Consider the following 15,321-nt stretch of genomic DNA (forward strand, 5'->3'; position numbering starts at 1 on the left):
GTGGTTCGCACACCTGCTCAACATGGTCATTTGCCTTCGCTCGTACGGACTTTGACGCAGTTTTGCGCAGCAGTTGTACGCCACGCCCGGCCGGCCCGTCCAGGGTCGGTCACATCTTCGGTTCAACCGTTCGGGTGAACCTGCTGGTCACAGCTGATCAGACGGGTACGGACGGGGTGTTGCGGCGGTGTTTCGTTCCGTTTCGTTTCGATCAGTTCCGCGCATCACCCTTCTCCCGGCGCCCGATGGCCTGTTACGTTCGGCCCGCCGGCACCGACTTGGCTGCCCACGATCAAGCGTCGTCACACCTGACGACGCCTGCCGACTCTTCGAAACCCGAGGACTCCGCCGATGCGCACTTCGCCCGCCACCCGCCGAATCGGCCGCGCCGCCGCCGCGGCCCTCGCCGCGCTCCTGGCCGCGACCGCCTGCAGCAGCCAGGGCGGCGGCTCGGCGGACGTCGCCAAGACCGTGGCGCCCCCCGTCGACGCCGAGGACAACAACCCGCAGCCGCTGGAGAACGTCAAGGACGGCGGCGAGCTGCGCCTGCCGCTCCAGCAGTGGATCACCCAGTGGAACCCGTACCAGGTCGACGGCAACTACGGCGACGCGGTCGAGATCATGGGCTACGTCGAGGCCAAGCTCTTCCGTTCCGACGCCCACGGCGTCTACCACCCCGTCCCCGAGTACCTGGTCTCCGCGCAGGTCACCTCCACCTCGCCGCAGGTGGTGACGTACAAGCTCAACCCGAAGGCGGTCTGGTCGGACGGAACGGCCATCGGTTACAAGGACTTCGAGGCGGTCTGGAAGGCGTCCAACGGCAAGGACCAGGCCTACAACCTGGCCGACTCCTCCGGCTACGAGCAGATCTCCGGCGTCGAGCAGGGCGCCGACCCGAGCGAGGTCAAGGTGACCTTCTCCGAGCCGTACGCCGACTGGCAGAGCCTGTTCAGCCCGCTGCTGCCGGCCTCCGGCATCGCCGACCCGAAGGCGTTCAACGAGGGCTGGATCGAGAAGGTCCCGGTCTTCGCCGGCCCGTTCGTGGTCGCCAACGCCGACAAGACCGCGCAGACCATCACCCTCACCCCCAACCCCCGCTGGTGGGGCCCGAAGCCGAAGCTGGACCGGATCACCTACCGGGTGCTGGACGCCGCCGCGATCACCCAGTCCTACCTGAACAACGAGATCGACTTCGCGTCCGCCGGCACCGCCACCTCCTACGGCCAGCTCAAGGAGGCCAAGGACTCGGTGATCCGCACCGGCACTCCCTGGGACGAGGTGCACATCTCCTTCGGCGGCAACGGCGCGCTCGCCGACCAGAAGGTCCGCCAGGCCCTCGGCAAGGCGCTCGACCGCGCCTCGCTCATCAAGATCGCCAACAAGGGCGTCCCGGTGGAGTTCAAGCCCCTCGACAACCACCTGTTCATGACCAACCAGAACGGCTACCGGGCCAACGCCGGCGACTGGGTGACGTACGACCCGGCGACCGCCAAGAAGTGGCTGGACGAGGCCGGTTGGAAGGACTCCGGCGGCGCCCGCAGCAAGGACGGCCAGCCCCTGGAACTGCACTACGTGATGAGCGACGGCTCCACCCAGGCCCAGTACGACCTGGCCAGCGCCACCCAGAACATGCTCCAGCAGGTCGGCGTCAAGCTCACCATCGACAAGGTGCCCAGCAAGGAGTACTTCGCCAAGTACATCGACCAGGGCAAGTTCGACCTGGCCAGCTGGCGCAACACCGGCTCCTTCCCGCTCTCGAAGACGGTGCCGATCTTCCGCGCCCCCGTGGGCGACAACGTGTTCGGCAACTACTCCAAGCTCAGCACCCCCGAGATCGACACCCTGCTGCGCAAGGCCGCCGCCACCCTCGACCCCGCGAAGGCCGCCGAGCTCTACAACCAGGCCGACGTGAAGATCTGGGAACTCGCCCACACCGTCGAGCTCTACCAGCGCCCCAGCATCGTCGCCGCCCGCAAGGGCCTGGCCAACTACGGCGCGGGCAGCCTCGCCGACACCGTGATCACCTCGGTCGGCTGGCAGAAGTAACCCCGGGCCGCCGCCCGCGCGCGCCCGCCTGCCCGACCGCCCGCCTGCCCGCTCCGCGAGCGCGAACGCCCCGTCACCGCCTGTGTGGTGACGGGGCGTCAGTTCGCTTTCTACTTCCGGTGCTTGAAGTCCTCGATGGCCTGCCGCATGGTCTTCGTCATGGCCTCGCTGCCCACGTGACCGGAGTCGTCGAAGATGTGCAGCTTCGCGTCCGGCCACGCCTTGGCCAGCTCCCACGCGGTCTGCGCCGGGCAGCCCATGTCGTACCGACCGTGCGCCAGCACACCCGGGATTCCCGCCAACTTGTGCGCGTTCCTGAGCAGTTGGTCCTCCTCCAGCCAGGCCCCGTTGCTGAAGAAGTGCGAGCAGATCCGCACGAACGCGATCCGGTCGTCCATCTCCCGGTCGCTGTACATGCCCGGGATGCCGTTCGGCTCGCCCTCGATGACGGCGTCCTCCCAGGCCAGCCACTCGTTCGCGACCCGCTCCCGCACCGCCCGGTCCGGGTCCTCCATCATCCGCGCGTACGCCGCGAGCAACTGGTAGACGTCGCCGCCCCGTTCACTCTCCGGCGCGGCGTCCCGGAACCGGTCCCACGCCTCCGGCCGGAACCCGCCGACCCCCCGGTACAGCCAGTCCGTCTCCGCCCGCCGCGTGGTCGTCACCGCCTGGATGACGATCTCACCGACCCGCTCCGGGAACTCCTGCGCATACGCCAGCAGCAGCGTCGACCCCCACGACGCCCCGTTCAGCAACCACCGCTCGACGCCCAGGTGTTCACGCAGCCGCTCGATGTCCTCGATCAGGTGCCGCGTGGTGTTCAGCGCCATGTCCGCCGCCGGATCGCTCCCGTGCGGCGTGCTGCGCCCGCAGTTGCGCTGATCGAACCGGATCAGCCGGTACGCCTCCGGGTCCCAGGCCCGGGTGGGCCGCTTCGGGAACCCCGCCCCGGGCCCGCCGTGCAGATACAGCGCCGGCTTGCCCTCGGGGTTCCCGAGCTGCTCGTAGTAGATGCGGTTGCCGTCCCCGGTGTCCAGGAAGCCGCTGTCGTAGGGGTGCGTGGGCGGATAGAAGTCAACCATGACCGTCGATCCTAGGACGGCCCCCGTCCGCACCGCCTGCCATTTCTGAGCGACCGTCACCCCCGGCCCATTTCCCGCACAGCAGAACGCCGTTGTATTCCCCGGGCCCGGTGGATGCCTACGCTGGAGGGGTGAGCACTCAAGGCCCGAACGAAGCCCGCGTCATTCCACTGCGCCCGCCGGGCGGGCCCCAGCCCGCTGCGCCGAAGGAACCGCTCTGGCGGGATCTGGTGGGGGGTGTGCTGCGGCGCGAACGGCTGGCGCAGCAGCGGACGTTGAAGGATGTTTCGGAGGAGGCGCGGATCTCCGTGCCGTACCTGTCGGAGTTGGAGCGGGGGCGGAAGGAGGCGTCGTCGGAGGTCCTGGCGGCCGCCGCGCACGCGCTCGGGCTCGGGCTCGGGGAGCTGCTGTCGCTCGCGCAGGAGGACCTGGTGACCCACTCGCGTCGGCGTGGGCACGGCCGGGTGGCCGGGGGTCCCGGCAACGGGCTCTGCCTGGCGGCGTGACGGAACGGTTCGGACGGTCGGTCGGTGCGGCGGGCGCCGTGCCGACCGACCGCCCGTCCGGTCAGGTCGGGTCGTCCGCCCGTCCGGTCAGGTCGGGTCGTCCGCCCGTCCGGTCAGGTCGGGTCGTCCGCCCTTCCGATCAGGTCGGCAGCTGGCGCCGGCTCAGCACCTGGTCGGCCAGGCCGTAGGCGACGGCCTCCTCGGCGGTGAAGACCCTGTCCCGGTCGGTGTCCGCGCGCAGGGTCGCCAGGTCGTGCCCGGTGTGGCGGGACAGCACCTCCTCGACCTGCGAGCGGATCCGCAGCATCTCCTTGGCGGCCAGGCTCAGGTCGGAGACCGTCCCCTGCCGGCCGCCGCTGGCGGGCTGGCCGAGCAGCACCCGGGAGTGCTGGAGCACGAACCGCCGCCCGGGGTCGCCGCCGGCCAGCAGCACCGCTGCCGTGGACGCCGCCTGCCCGACGCAGAACGTCGAGATCGGCGACTGCACGAACGTCATCGTGTCGTAGATCGCCATCAGCGAAGTGAACGACCCACCGGGCGAGTTGAGGTAGATCGCGATCTCCTCCCCCGGGCTCGACGACTCCAGGTGCAGCAGCTGCGCGATCACCACGTTGGCGACGCCGTCGTCGATCTCGGTGCCGAGGAAGATGATCCGCTCGTTCAGCAGCCGACTGAACACGTCGTAGCTGCGCTCGCCCTGCGCGGTCTTCTCGATGACGTAGGGAACCGTGTACGAGCCCATGTCACAACCCCATCCGTCGGCGGTTGGCGGCCGGACGGATGTCGGCGAGCGACTCCACCACCTGGTCGACCATCCCGTACTCCTTGGCCTCCTCGGCCGTGAACCAGCGGTCCCGGTCGCCGTCGCGGGTGATGGTCTCCACGCTCTGGCCGGTGTGCGCGGCGGTGATCCGCTCGATCGCCTGCTTGGTGTACTCCAGGTTCTCCGCCTGGATCGCGACGTCGGACGCGGTGCCGCCGATGCCCGCCGACGGCTGGTGCATCATGATCCGCGCGTTCGGCAGCGCGAACCGCTTGCCGGCGGCGCCCACCGTCAGCAGGAACTGGCCCATGCTGGCGGCGAATCCCATCGCCAGCGTCGAGACGTCGTTCGGGATCAGCCGCATGGTGTCGTAGATCGCCAGGCCCGCCGTCACCGACCCGCCCGGGCTGTTGATGTACAGGCTGATGTCGGTGCGCGGGTCCTCCGCGGAGAGCAGCAGCAGCTGCGCGCACACCCGGTTCGCCGACACCTCGTCGACCTGGGTGCCGAGCAGCACAATGCGCTGCGCGAGCAGCTGCGCCGCGAGGTGGTCGTCGAAGCGGCTGGGCGGCGTGTCGCCGTCCTCCGCACGGGGCTGGAACGGACTGGACATCGGGGACATCGGAGGTCTCCTCCTCGGGGCCGGAGTGTGCCGTCCACTCCACTGTTCACCCCGGACGAGGCCCGGACGAGAGATCTCTGCCCGCCGCGAATTCGCCGACAGCAGACGGGTTTTCCGGGCCCCGAACGGCTGGACCGCGGCCTCGAACCGTTAGACCCCGGGCGCGGGGCGGACGGTGATCCCGTTGCGTTCCAGCAGCGCCGCCGTCACGCCGTCGCCCGGCACCAGCGCGCCCGCGAACGAGCCGTCGTAGACCGCGCCCCGGCCGCACGAGGGGCTGCGGGGCATCAGCACCGCCTCCGTGCAGTCGGCCCGCCGAGCTGCCAGCAGCGCCCGCTCGGCGCCCGCCACGAACTCGGCCGTGACGTCGCGGCCGCCGTCCTCCACCACCCGCGCGGTGCCGTCCAGCACGTCGTGCCCGTCGCCGCCGACCAGCTCCGCCGGGGGACGCGGGGTGGGCAGGCCGCCCGCCACCTCGGGGCAGAACGGCACCGCCCGCCGCCCGTCGAGCAGCTCGGCGAGCGCGGGCGAGGCCTTGTCCCGCCCGTCGAACCGGCACGGCACCCCGCGCAGACACGCACTGACCAGAATCGCTTCCACCCGCCCAGGCTACCGGGCGGCACAACCGCCCGGCACGGGGTCTGAGCTGCGGGAACCCGATCCCCCGACGGACCGTCGGGAGGTGACTCCGACGGATCGTCATTCACCGGACAGTTGTCAGGAATTCGTATATTCGACGGCTTGGGGCATTGCCAGGTGACGCTCCGCGCGTTCAGGATGACTGCCGTCCCGGCCCGTCGACACGGCGCACCGTGCCGACGCCGACGGCCTGCCCCACGGGCCGGGCGGGGCCGGCCGCGCCCGCATGCCCCGTACCGTCCCCGTCGACCGGGCCCCGTCCTTCCGAACGGAGCCACATGCCCGCCCCCGCCACCGCGGCCCCCGCCGCGACCCCGCAGCAGGCCCCCGTCCTCGCCCGGCCCCGCCTGACCGCCGCCCTGCTGATGGCGGGCAGCTGCCTGCCGATCCTCGGCGCCGTGCTGATCGCACCGGTGCTGCCCAAGCTCCAGGACCACTTCGCCGCCACCCCGGGCGCGGACGTGCTGGCCCCGATGGCGCTCACCGTCCCCGCGCTGTCCCTCGGCCTGATGGCCCCGTTCGCCGGCGTCCTGGTCGACCGGCTCGGCCGCCACCGCCTGCTGGTCGTCGCCACCGTGCTGTACGCGATCGTCGGCACCGCCCCGCTGTGGCTCGACTCGCTGGGCGCGATCGTCGCCAGCCGGGTGCTGGTCGGCGTCGCCGAGTCCGCCATCATGACCTGCTGCACCACGCTGATCGGCGACTACTGGTCGGGCCGCCAACGCGAGCGCTACCTGGCGCTGCAGGCCATGTGCGCGTCGATCTCCGCCACCGCGTTCTTCGCCGTCGGCGGCGCGGCCGGCTCGGCCGGCTGGCGCGCCCCGTTCTGGGCGTACGCCGTCGGCCTGCTGCTCGCGCCCCTGATGGCGACGCTCCTGCGCCCGACCACCCGCCCGCAGCCCGCATCCCCCTCCCCCGCCGCTTCCTCCGCGCCGCTCCTGCGCCGGCTGCTCGCGCCCTGCGCGCTCACCTTCTTCGGCGCGATGGTCTTCTACACCATGCCCGTCGAGACCTCCTACCTCCTCGACGACCTCGGCGTCACCGCCCCGGCCGCGATCGGCCTGTCCACGGCGATCGCCAGCGCCGCGACCGTCGCCGGCGCGATCACCTTCACCCGCATCACCGCGCACGCCGAACGCCTGCTGCCCGCCGTCCTCGCGACCTGCGCCGCCGGCTTCGCCATCGTCGCCTTCGCGGGCAACGCCCCGGTCCTGGTGATCGGCGCGGTCGTCAACTGCTTCGCCGGCGGCCTGCTCCTCCCCACCCTGATCACCCGCACCCTGGCCCTGCTCTCCGACGCCGACCGCGGCCGCGGCACCGGCCTCTGGAACGCCGCCTTCTTCCTCGGCGAATTCGTCTGCCCCGTCGCCCTGATCGCCGTCTCCAAGGCCACCGGCACCCTCGCCTCCGCCATCGCCGTCCTCGCCGCCGCGACCCTCCTCGTCGCCGCCGCCCTCACCACCCTCCGCACCCGCCGCACCCCGACCCCCCTCCACCCGGACAACGCCACGGCCTGACCCCGACAGCGTCCGCTGCCCGCCGCCCGCGCCACTCCGGCCCGGACGGCGGGCGCCCGCACCTCGTGCGCCCCCGCTGCGCCCTTGATCCCGGCGGCCTGTTCGCGGACTGTCGAAGACTTCGACGGAAGTCCGACCGGGGGGATCGATGGGAGCACCGAACACTGCCAGCCCGTGGGCGCACCGCATCTTCGGCGAACTGGCCGACCGGATGGCCGCGACCGTACCGGCCTGCATCCTGCGCGCCCACGCCCGGGCCCGCGGCGGCCACGAGGGCGTCCACACGCAGACCCGCGAGGCCTACGGGCACGGCCTGTACGCCGCACAGTACGAGGAACTCGCCGCCGGCCTGGCCGACTTCCCCGGCGCCGAGCCGGTCCGGCTCCAGGCCCGCACCGTCATAGTGGTCGCCGGGCACCTCATCTACCCGATCCGGTACGCGAAACGCGACGCCCCGGTCACCGCCGCCCGCCTGCGCCGCGCCACCGGCCTGCGCGCCGAGCTGATCCGCCGCCACGGCCCCGAATCCCGGCAGTACACGCTGGACCTGGGCATCGACCTGCCCGCGCCGGACGAGCCGCACATCGACCTGCTGCGCCTCGCCCCGGACACCGCGCTCGTCCTGGTCGCCTACGCCTGTTCCCTCACCTCGGGCGTGGTCCGCCTCGAATGGGGCTCCGCCGAACTCCGCGCCGAGGACCGCGTCCTGCTCTGGCACCACCACGAGCCGCTGCCCTTCCGGCCGTAACGGCCCGTCAGGGTGCGCGGCCCGAGACGTCCGGCCGGCGGCCCGGGCAACGGCGTCGCGCCGGTGGTGGCCGGTCTGGCAGGGTGGCGTACGGACGGCCCGGTGGCAGCGGGCCCGGCGACGCGTGGGGGGCAGTGTTGGGGGAGGCGGCGGTCGCGGCGGTTCCGGAGGCGCGGGCGGGGGAGGCGGACGGCGACGGGCACATGATCGTCTGTGGCGGGGGGCCGCTGGCGCACCGGCTTGCGGTGCAGCTCGCGGCGCTGTACGAGCGGCGGGTGGTGGTGCTGGTGCCGTCGCTGACGGAGGACCACGGGCCGCGGATCGCCGAACTGGCCCGGGAGCGGCCGGGCTCGGTGCGGGCCGTCCAGGCTCCCCGGCTGGACGTGGCCGCGCTGGAGCTGGCCGGGGTGGGCGGCGCGGTGGCGCTCGCGCTGACCTCCGGGGACGACCACGCGAACCTCCAAGTGGCGCTCAACGCCCGCCAGTTGAACCCGGACCTGCGGCTGGTGGTGCGGGTCTTCAACCGCCGGCTGGGCAACCGGATCGAACAGGCGCTGGACCGCGCGGTACTGGCCCGCAACCCGGAGCTCACCCGGGCCGAACTGGAGGCGTCCACCACGGTGCTGTCCACCTCGGCGACGGCCGCGCCCGCGCTGGTCGCGGCGGCGGTCTCGGGCCGCAGCCAGGCGGTGCAGGTCGACGGCCGGCTGCTGCGGGCGACCGTGCGGCGGGCCGGGGAGCCGCCGTCGGGGCAGGAGTTGACGACCGTGGCGGCCGTCGGCCCGCTGGACGAACCGGGGACGGGCTCGTCGCTGCTGCCCGCCCCGGAGCCGGTGGGAACGGAGCGGATCGGGGCGGAACCGGTCGGGGCGGAGCGGGTGGTGCTGGAGCTGCTGGGCGGCGGCTCGACGACGGCCCGTCGGCGCCGCCTGCCGGGCCTGCCCGGCCTGCTGTTCGCGTCGCTCTTCTCGGCGCGGCTGCGCTGGGCGCTGGCGGGCCTGCTCGCGCTGCTCGCGCTGCTGGCCGGGGCGACGGTGGCGTTCACCGGGCAGTCCCCGGCGCACTCGGCGTGGCTGACGGTGCTGGACGTGCTCGGCATCGCCGACCCGACCGACGAGGGCGGCCGGTCCGGCAAGGTGCTGCAGATCCTCACGGCGGTCAGCGGGATGCTGCTGATGCCGCTGCTGATCGCCCTGGTGTTGGAGGCGCTGGGCACCTTCCGCACCGCGACGGCGCTGCGCCGCCCGCCGCGCGGACTCGCCGACCACGTGGTGCTGGTGGGCCTGGGCCGGCTCGGCAGCCGCGTCCTGGAGCAACTCTGGGACCTGGACGTGCCGGTGGTGTGCGTCGAGGCCGACCCGGCGGCGGTCGGCGTCGCCCGGGCGCGGGCCTTCGGCGTGCCGGTGGTGATCGGGGACGCCACCCAGGACGGGGTGCTGGAAGCCGCGAAGGTCGGCCGCGCGCAGGCGCTGCTGGCACTCAGCAGCGACGACTCCACCAACTTCGAGGTGGCGCTCGCGGGCCGCGAGTCCGTTCCCCGACTCCGGGCGGTACTCCGGCTGTTCGACGACGACTTCGCCGAGAACGTGTACCTGACGCTGCGCGACTCCTACCCGGAGGCACAGACCCGCAGCCGCAGCGTGGCCTACCTGGCGGCGCCCGCGTTCGCCTCCGCGATGATGGGCCGCCAGGTGATCGGCGCGCTCGCGGTGGGCCGCGAAGTCCTGGTGATCGCGGCGGTGGAGGTCGCCCGCTCACCCCGCCTGCGCGGCGTCACCGTCGCGGACGCCCACCGCCCGGGCCTCTGGCGCGTCCTCGCCGTCGACCTGGCCCCACCGGAACTCCGCAGCCCCGACCTCGCCCAATCCCGCCCCGGCGGACCGGAGTTGCTCTGGTCCCCACCGCCCGACCGGGTCCTGGTCGAGGGAGACCGCGTCGTGGTCGCAGCCACCGCCCGCGGCCTCGGCCTCCTGGGCTCCCGACCCGACCGCCCCGCACGGGAGCACCACCAGGGGCGGTGAACGCCTCGCCGAGCCGTGCCGTCCCGGGCCACCGCCCGGGCGCGCGGCGCACCCGCGCCGAACGAGCGGCAACCGCAAGCGCTTTCGAGAACGCGTTCACGGCGGACCAGTCTCCCCCCTCCGGGCCCCCGGCGCAGTGGAGCAAACTGCACCTTCGACCGAGGAGCCTGCACGGTGGCCCCGGCCACCGCTCGGTTCGTAGCGTCCCGGCCATGGAACGAACGAATCCTCCGGGCAGCCCCGGTCTCTTCCCTTTTCTGGCGATCAGCTTCGTCGGAGCGTGGCTCGCCATGGTCCCGCTCTGGCTCGACGGCCTCCGCCGGACGAGCGCCGCGCAGGGCACGTCGCCGCTCGCGGCGTTCTGCATGATTCTGATGATGCTGGTGCCGGCACTGACCGCCTTCGGCCTCACCGCACGCCGCCACGGGCCGCGCGCGGCCGTACGGATCCTCGGACTCACCAGGGCCACCCCGTGGCGGCACGAACTCCGCTCCGTGGCAGTCGCGTTGACGATCCCGCTGGGCCTGACCGCAGCCGGCCTGGCGGTGGCGACGGCGGCCGGCCGGTACAGTCCCGCGCACCTGCCCGGGCCCGCGGTGATCACCCCGCTGGTGCTGAGCGCGCTGGTGTCGCTTCCGCTGTACTTCGGCGAGGAACTCGGTTGGCAGGGCTACCTGTTGCCCAGGCTGCTCCGCCTCGGCCGGACGCGCGGCCTGCTGATCGGCGGCGCGATCTGGGGCGCCTGGCACGTCCCGATGACGGCGCTCGGCGGAAGCTACCCCGGCCACTCGGTGCTGCTGGGCATACCCGCCGCCGTGGTGACGGCGACACTGCTCGGGACCGTCATCGCCACCGTCCGGCTCTCCACCGGCTCGGTGTGGGCGGCCGTCGCGGCGCACGTCTCGCTCAACGAGTTCACGCTGCCGCTGACCCGCGAGGTCTCGGACCGTCTCGTCGACCCGCTGTTCGCCGGGCCGCTGAGCATCACGACCTGGCCGATCACCGCCCTCGCCGTCCTGGGCGCCTGGCTGGCCCACCGCCATCGGGCCGGGACGCGCGCAGCGAGGACGGCAGCCGCGTAGGCCGGAGCATGACGAGACCCCATGGCCCGGGTGGGCAATGGGGTCTCCAAACCTGTCGGCGCGGCTCAGACTTCGCCGAAGTGCCCAGCGGCTGCGGCGGCGGCGAAGGCGCCCCAGCGCCGTGCCGGGATACGGAGGAACGGTCCGTCCGGGCTCTTGCTGTCACGAACGAGGCACACGCCGTCGGACGGCAGGTAGGTGGTGGAGATTTCGACGCAGTCACCTTCACCGTTGTTGGTGCTGTAACTGGACTTGAACCACTCCGCCTGCTGCGCGTCCACGTTGGGGATGGATGAGGGCTGCGCGGTGGTCATTCTTGGATCTCCTCCATGGCGCGCAGAAGCCACCTCTGTGACTCCTGTGGCGGCAGTGCTGCCGCTTGCACAAGATCGTATGTGAGGGCGTTCCGGTGCACCTGTTCCGGGGATTCCAGGAGCTGCCCCGAGACAGCACCTTCAACGTAGGCGACCCTGGGCGCACCAAGGAAGTCCAGCAGCGTTATCGAGCCGCCCATTGCACCGTGACCGCCCGCGGAGAACGGCAGTACTTGAACGGTCGAGTGCAGGCCGTCGCTGAGGTCGAGGACGTGCCGAATCTGACGGCCCATCACTCCCGGGCCGCCGATCCACCGGCGGACGACCGCCTCGTCCAGCACCACCCACAGGTACGGCGGGAGGTCACTTGTCAGAACTTCCTGTCGTACCGCGCGAGCTGCCCAGAGGCGTTCGACCTCGTCAGCGTCCGCACGGGGTCTACCGAGCCTGATCGCCGCCCGCCCGTACTCCGCCGTCTGCCACAAGCCCGGGAAGCTACCTGCAACGTACTTCCGCATGTACGAAGCCAGTTGCTCCAACTCCATGAAGCGGCGCGACCACTGGGGGAAGTTCTCCAGGTGCGAGAGTCGGTACAGGCGGCCGAAGAGCCCGCAGGCTTCAAGCGCCTTGTCCAGCTTGGCCGGCAGGTCCGGGGGAATCGCGCGGTCGGCCGTCTCGATATTGCCGAGGTGGGTCTTGCTGTAGTCGACGACCCGGGCAAGGGCGGCCAGCGACAGGCCCAGACGCCTCCGGGCCTCCCGAAGCTCGAACCCGAACAGGTCGGCCACCGACCGCTCGGGTTGGAGCGCACGTTCCTGGAACGCCACCGCCTGCACCGCCCGTCCTCAGACGCTTTGCGGACATGCCGCCGCTTCCAAGAGTAGCGCCGAAGCACCACGCTGGAACTACTCACGGTGAAGCAGAGCGGAGCCGAACAGCCTTACGGAGATCGTGTCATGACTGTAGATCAGCCCACAGAAGCGCGAACCCTCAAGGAGCTGCTGCCGGCGAACCCCTACCAGCCCTCGGCCTTCGGGGAGCTGGTCACCGACGGCCGGACCGGGCAGACCGGCGCATATATGGGCACGTGGACGGGCCTCGTCCACCTCCGGCCGCTCCGTGGCGGCGAGGAGTGGCGCGTTCCCCTGGAGTGGATCACCGAGGGCCCGACGGAACTTGAGGCGAAGCTTCGGGAACGCAACCGGGACTCCCACCTCACCGACGCGCACCTTCCGCGGGACGCCTCGTGAAGCTGCACGTGACCACATGCATCACAGACTCCGCCCGGTTCCCCGGGCGGCGCCGATCCGGAATCGCTGCGAAGTGATCAGGACCGGCAACACCCGTCCCGGCGGACGGAATCGGTGCCACCGCAAGGGCGGGACGTACAGACAACCACCATCGACCAAAAGATTGGAAGTGCTGGTCGTGTCCACACAGACCGCTGAGCGCCCCAAAAGCATGAGGCCGTTCGGTCTCACGAAGGCCGTGCCAGTCGTCCCGACCACGGACGAGACCCTTCACACCCTGACCCTGTGCCCGGAGCGGCAGGTCAGCGTGACCCTGGACAACGAGATCTTCGTCCACACGCCGTCGATGACGACGAGTACGACGAGCCAGACGCAGTACCAGACCGAGACCGATCACCAGAAGTGGATGGACTCCGACACCGCGCCAACCATCGACCAGTGAGCTGACACGACAGGAGACCGAACGGTGACCGTTCTGGTGCTGACCGCCGATCTCGACCCCACGGCCGATCTGGTGATCGCCGAGTTGAACCGGCGAGATACCCCGATCGTACGGATCGACCCCGGCGACTTCCCCGCGAAGCTGTCGCTCACGGCTGTGATGGGCAGTCAGGGATGGTGTGGAAGGGTGCGCGGTCAGCATCGGGATGTGTCCATGCCCGGCATCCGTTCCGTGTATTACCGACGCCCGTCGGACTACCGACTGCCGGCGGACCTGGCCGAGGCCGACCGCGAGTGGTCGCGGGCGGAGGCGATGGCAGGCCTTGGCGGCGTGCTGGCGTCCCTGGATTGCGTGTGGGTCAACCACCCCCACGCCAACCGGCGAGCGGGCCTCAAGCCGCTTGCGCTCGCTACGGCTGCCCGCGCCGGCTTGACCGTCCCGAATACCTTGATCACCAACGAACCGGACCGGGCTCGTCGGTTCGTCCGTCAACTCCCCGGCGGGGTAGCCGCGTACAAGCCTCTCGGCAGCACCATGCCGCCGCAGGAGGACGATGGACGGGTTGTTCTCTGGACCAACCGTGTGGCCGCCGAGGAGATCGACACGGGGGTCTCATGTACCGCCCATCAGTTCCAGAGGTGGGTCGACAAGTCGCATGAGGTGCGGTTGACAGCGGTCGGGGAAGAGCTGTTCGCGGCCGAGATCCACGCCGGGTCGGAGGCGTCCCGAATCGACTTCCGAACCGACTACGACAGCTTGACCTACAAGGTGTGCGGCGTGCCCGAAGTGGTCGCCGACGGCGTGCGGTCCTTGATGGCCGCCTTCGGACTCCGCTACGCGGCACTGGACTTCCTCGTTGACAACGATGGGATCTGGTTCTTCGTGGACCTCAACCCCAACGGTCAGTTCGGCTTCGTCCCGGACCTCCGCAAACCGATCACCACCGCCCTTGCGAACCTCCTCGAAGGAGTCCCCCGATGACTCTCCCGACGGCACCGGCCGACCTTCGTCTCAAGCTTGCCGACCGCCTTCGGAACACCGGTGCCATCAAGTCCGACCGCTGGCACGAGGCGTTCGCCACCGTTCCGCGCGAGGCATTCGTTCGAGGATTCGCCGTCGGCGCGCAGAACGGCCCCGTCCACCTGACGCCCGACGACCCCCAGTGGTTGAGCACGGTCTACAGCGACGACTCCCTCTTGACCCGGTTCGACACGGGCGGAGTTCCGACCAGTTCGTCAACGATGCCAACCCTCATGGCGTTGATGCTCGAAGCCCTGGATGTGGCCGACGGCAACAAGGTGCTCGAAGTGGCCACCGGCACCGGGTACAACGCTGCTCTCCTGAGTCACCGTGTCGGCGACGAGAACGTGACCACGATCGAGATCGACCCGGACCTGGCCCACGACGCCGAGCAACGCCTCGCCCGGGCCGGATACCGCCCCACGGTCCTTGCCGACGACGGACGGATCGGCCATCCCGGCGGAGGCCCGTACGACCGGCTGATTGCCACCTGCGGATTCTCCAGCGTTCCCCCGGTATGGCTCACGCAACTGCGCCCCGGCGGTGTGATCGTGTGCCCGGTCGGCGGCGGAGTCGTGCGACTCGTGGTCCGGGACGACGGGACCGCCTCGGGAGCGTTCCTCCCCGACGCGGCCTTCTTCATGCCCGTTCGCGGGATCGGCGGCACCGGGACGACGCCTGTTCCACCGCCCCTGCCGGACACCTACAGCTCACGTCCGTGCTCCGTGGCGCCCACGGACTTGCTGGACGACGGAGTCCACTTCCTTCTGACGCTCGCCCTGCCCCGGGCGATGCACCGCTATACCTACGACGACGCCGGCAAGATCACCGCTGTGCACATCTGGCAGCCGGACGGGGCGTGGGCCGAGCTGCGATGCGGCATCGCACGGCAGTCCGGGCCCCGAAGGATTCTGGACACGGTGGAGACCGCCATCACGGCGCACAGGGCCGCCGGGCGTCCGACCCGCGACCGGTACCGGCTCACCGTCGAAGCGGGACGGCAGTGGGCATCGGTCGCAGACACCGAAGGACCCCTCTGGGAGCTGGGCTGACCCGAGCGGAACCCACCGCGGCTCCTCACGGCACGTCCGGGCCATCGCCCGCCGGCGGCGCCCCGGACGCAGACCTTCAGTCAGTCGGCGGCCAGCCGGTAGCGGCCGGCCTCGGGCCGGCCCCTCGGGAGTCGGCGTCACATCACACCACCTCCGGACGCTCCGCCCCCAATCCGGGGGTCGACCTGCCACGACCGGGGCGCCGGCGGAAGCGACA

Annotated in this window: 16 protein-coding genes; 10 read left to right on the plus strand and 6 right to left on the minus strand. The window is 71.4% G+C overall.

The window, feature by feature from the left end; translation table 11 throughout:
• The first annotated feature begins 351 nt into the window (after window positions 1-351).
• Window positions 352-2,046 (plus strand): ABC transporter family substrate-binding protein, encoded by a 1,695-nt coding sequence (locus AMK19_RS17270; protein ID WP_073812656.1) that lies wholly within the window; start codon window positions 352-354, stop codon window positions 2,044-2,046.
• Window positions 2,047-2,156: 110 nt separating this feature from the next.
• On the opposite strand, the gene pip is transcribed toward AMK19_RS17270, so the two are convergent.
• Window positions 2,157-3,128 carry a prolyl aminopeptidase gene (gene pip, locus AMK19_RS17275; RefSeq protein WP_073812658.1) on the minus strand — a complete coding sequence of 324 codons (972 nt, stop codon included), beginning with the start codon at window positions 3,126-3,128 and terminating at the stop codon, window positions 2,157-2,159.
• 131 nt (window positions 3,129-3,259) lie between these two features.
• On the opposite strand from pip, the gene AMK19_RS17280 reads away from it, so the two are divergent.
• Complete coding sequence (locus tag AMK19_RS17280; RefSeq protein WP_073812659.1) at window positions 3,260-3,634, plus strand: helix-turn-helix domain-containing protein; 375 nt, start codon at window positions 3,260-3,262, stop codon at window positions 3,632-3,634.
• Between the two features lie 139 nt (window positions 3,635-3,773).
• Here the strand turns inward: AMK19_RS17280 and AMK19_RS17285 are convergent, their stop codons facing one another.
• From AMK19_RS17285 to AMK19_RS17295, 3 genes are all read right to left on the minus strand, one after another.
• Window positions 3,774-4,376 (minus strand): ClpP family protease, encoded by a 603-nt coding sequence (locus AMK19_RS17285; protein WP_073812661.1) that lies wholly within the window; start codon window positions 4,374-4,376, stop codon window positions 3,774-3,776.
• A gap of 1 nt (window position 4,377) precedes the next feature.
• Window positions 4,378-5,010, minus strand: coding sequence for a ClpP family protease (locus AMK19_RS17290; protein WP_073813042.1), 633 nt, complete (start codon window positions 5,008-5,010; stop codon window positions 4,378-4,380).
• Window positions 5,011-5,169: 159 nt separating this feature from the next.
• On the minus strand, window positions 5,170-5,619 hold the full coding sequence (locus tag AMK19_RS17295) for a DUF523 domain-containing protein (RefSeq protein ID WP_073812662.1): 450 nt from the start codon (window positions 5,617-5,619) through the stop codon (window positions 5,170-5,172).
• 317 nt (window positions 5,620-5,936) lie between these two features.
• Here AMK19_RS17295 and AMK19_RS17300 point away from each other — a divergent pair, with 317 nt between their 5' ends.
• The 4 genes from AMK19_RS17300 to AMK19_RS17315 all read left to right on the plus strand — a co-directional run bounded on the left by AMK19_RS17300 (window position 5,937) and on the right by AMK19_RS17315 (window position 11,026).
• On the plus strand, window positions 5,937-7,175 hold the full coding sequence (locus AMK19_RS17300; protein WP_073812664.1) for an MFS transporter: 1,239 nt from the start codon (window positions 5,937-5,939) through the stop codon (window positions 7,173-7,175).
• A gap of 148 nt (window positions 7,176-7,323) precedes the next feature.
• Window positions 7,324-7,923, plus strand: coding sequence for a hypothetical protein (locus AMK19_RS17305; protein ID WP_073812666.1), 600 nt, complete (start codon window positions 7,324-7,326; stop codon window positions 7,921-7,923).
• A gap of 134 nt (window positions 7,924-8,057) precedes the next feature.
• Window positions 8,058-9,944, plus strand: coding sequence for an NAD-binding protein (locus AMK19_RS17310; protein ID WP_338015794.1), 1,887 nt, complete (start codon window positions 8,058-8,060; stop codon window positions 9,942-9,944).
• Between the two features lie 212 nt (window positions 9,945-10,156).
• The gene (locus AMK19_RS17315; RefSeq protein ID WP_143200249.1) at window positions 10,157-11,026 is read left to right on the plus strand and encodes a CPBP family intramembrane glutamic endopeptidase; all 870 of its coding nucleotides are present in this window, start codon (window positions 10,157-10,159) and stop codon (window positions 11,024-11,026) included.
• Window positions 11,027-11,091: 65 nt separating this feature from the next.
• Here AMK19_RS17315 and AMK19_RS17320 read toward each other — a convergent pair whose 3' ends face one another.
• Window positions 11,092-11,340 carry a DUF397 domain-containing protein gene (locus AMK19_RS17320; protein WP_073812671.1) on the minus strand — a complete coding sequence of 83 codons (249 nt, stop codon included), beginning with the start codon at window positions 11,338-11,340 and terminating at the stop codon, window positions 11,092-11,094.
• Window positions 11,337-12,167 (minus strand): helix-turn-helix domain-containing protein, encoded by an 831-nt coding sequence (locus tag AMK19_RS17325; protein WP_073813043.1) that lies wholly within the window; start codon window positions 12,165-12,167, stop codon window positions 11,337-11,339. The genes AMK19_RS17320 and AMK19_RS17325 overlap by 4 nt, the downstream gene beginning before the upstream one ends.
• A gap of 129 nt (window positions 12,168-12,296) precedes the next feature.
• On the opposite strand from AMK19_RS17325, the gene AMK19_RS17330 reads away from it, so the two are divergent.
• The 4 genes from AMK19_RS17330 to AMK19_RS17345 all read left to right on the plus strand — a co-directional run bounded on the left by AMK19_RS17330 (window position 12,297) and on the right by AMK19_RS17345 (window position 15,104).
• Window positions 12,297-12,590, plus strand: coding sequence for a hypothetical protein (locus tag AMK19_RS17330; protein WP_073812672.1), 294 nt, complete (start codon window positions 12,297-12,299; stop codon window positions 12,588-12,590).
• Between the two features lie 178 nt (window positions 12,591-12,768).
• A complete protein-coding gene (gene tgmA, locus AMK19_RS17335; RefSeq protein ID WP_241844447.1) occupies window positions 12,769-13,032 on the plus strand; it encodes a putative ATP-grasp-modified RiPP in 264 nt (87 codons plus the stop codon).
• Window positions 13,033-13,056: 24 nt separating this feature from the next.
• On the plus strand, window positions 13,057-14,013 hold the full coding sequence (tgmB, locus tag AMK19_RS17340) for an ATP-grasp ribosomal peptide maturase (protein WP_073812674.1): 957 nt from the start codon (window positions 13,057-13,059) through the stop codon (window positions 14,011-14,013).
• Window positions 14,010-15,104: a methyltransferase domain-containing protein gene (locus AMK19_RS17345; RefSeq protein ID WP_073812675.1), complete on the plus strand. Its 1,095-nt coding sequence runs from the start codon at window positions 14,010-14,012 to the stop codon at window positions 15,102-15,104. Before tgmB ends, AMK19_RS17345 begins: the two co-directional genes overlap by 4 nt.
• The last annotated feature ends 217 nt before the right edge of the window (window positions 15,105-15,321 follow it).

Source organism: Kitasatospora sp. CB01950 (genome assembly GCF_001905465.1).
In the GTDB taxonomy this organism is placed as follows: Bacteria; Actinomycetota; Actinomycetes; order Streptomycetales; family Streptomycetaceae; genus Kitasatospora.

Excerpts from the sequence above, each read along its gene's own strand:
- AMK19_RS17270 (WP_073812656.1), top strand. The coding sequence starts at position 352 with ATGCGCACTTCGCCCGCCACCCGCCGAATCGGCCGCGCCGCCGCCGCG.
- pip (WP_073812658.1), bottom strand. The coding sequence starts at position 3,128 with ATGGTTGACTTCTATCCGCCCACGCACCCCTACGACAGCGGCTTCCTG.
- AMK19_RS17285 (WP_073812661.1), bottom strand. The coding sequence starts at position 4,376 with ATGGGCTCGTACACGGTTCCCTACGTCATCGAGAAGACCGCGCAGGGC.
- AMK19_RS17290 (WP_073813042.1), bottom strand. The coding sequence starts at position 5,010 with ATGTCCAGTCCGTTCCAGCCCCGTGCGGAGGACGGCGACACGCCGCCC.
- AMK19_RS17300 (WP_073812664.1), top strand. The coding sequence starts at position 5,937 with ATGCCCGCCCCCGCCACCGCGGCCCCCGCCGCGACCCCGCAGCAGGCC.
- AMK19_RS17305 (WP_073812666.1), top strand. The coding sequence starts at position 7,324 with ATGGGAGCACCGAACACTGCCAGCCCGTGGGCGCACCGCATCTTCGGC.
- AMK19_RS17315 (WP_143200249.1), top strand. The coding sequence starts at position 10,157 with ATGGAACGAACGAATCCTCCGGGCAGCCCCGGTCTCTTCCCTTTTCTG.
- AMK19_RS17320 (WP_073812671.1), bottom strand. The coding sequence starts at position 11,340 with ATGACCACCGCGCAGCCCTCATCCATCCCCAACGTGGACGCGCAGCAG.
- AMK19_RS17330 (WP_073812672.1), top strand. The coding sequence starts at position 12,297 with ATGACTGTAGATCAGCCCACAGAAGCGCGAACCCTCAAGGAGCTGCTG.
- AMK19_RS17345 (WP_073812675.1), top strand. The coding sequence starts at position 14,010 with ATGACTCTCCCGACGGCACCGGCCGACCTTCGTCTCAAGCTTGCCGAC.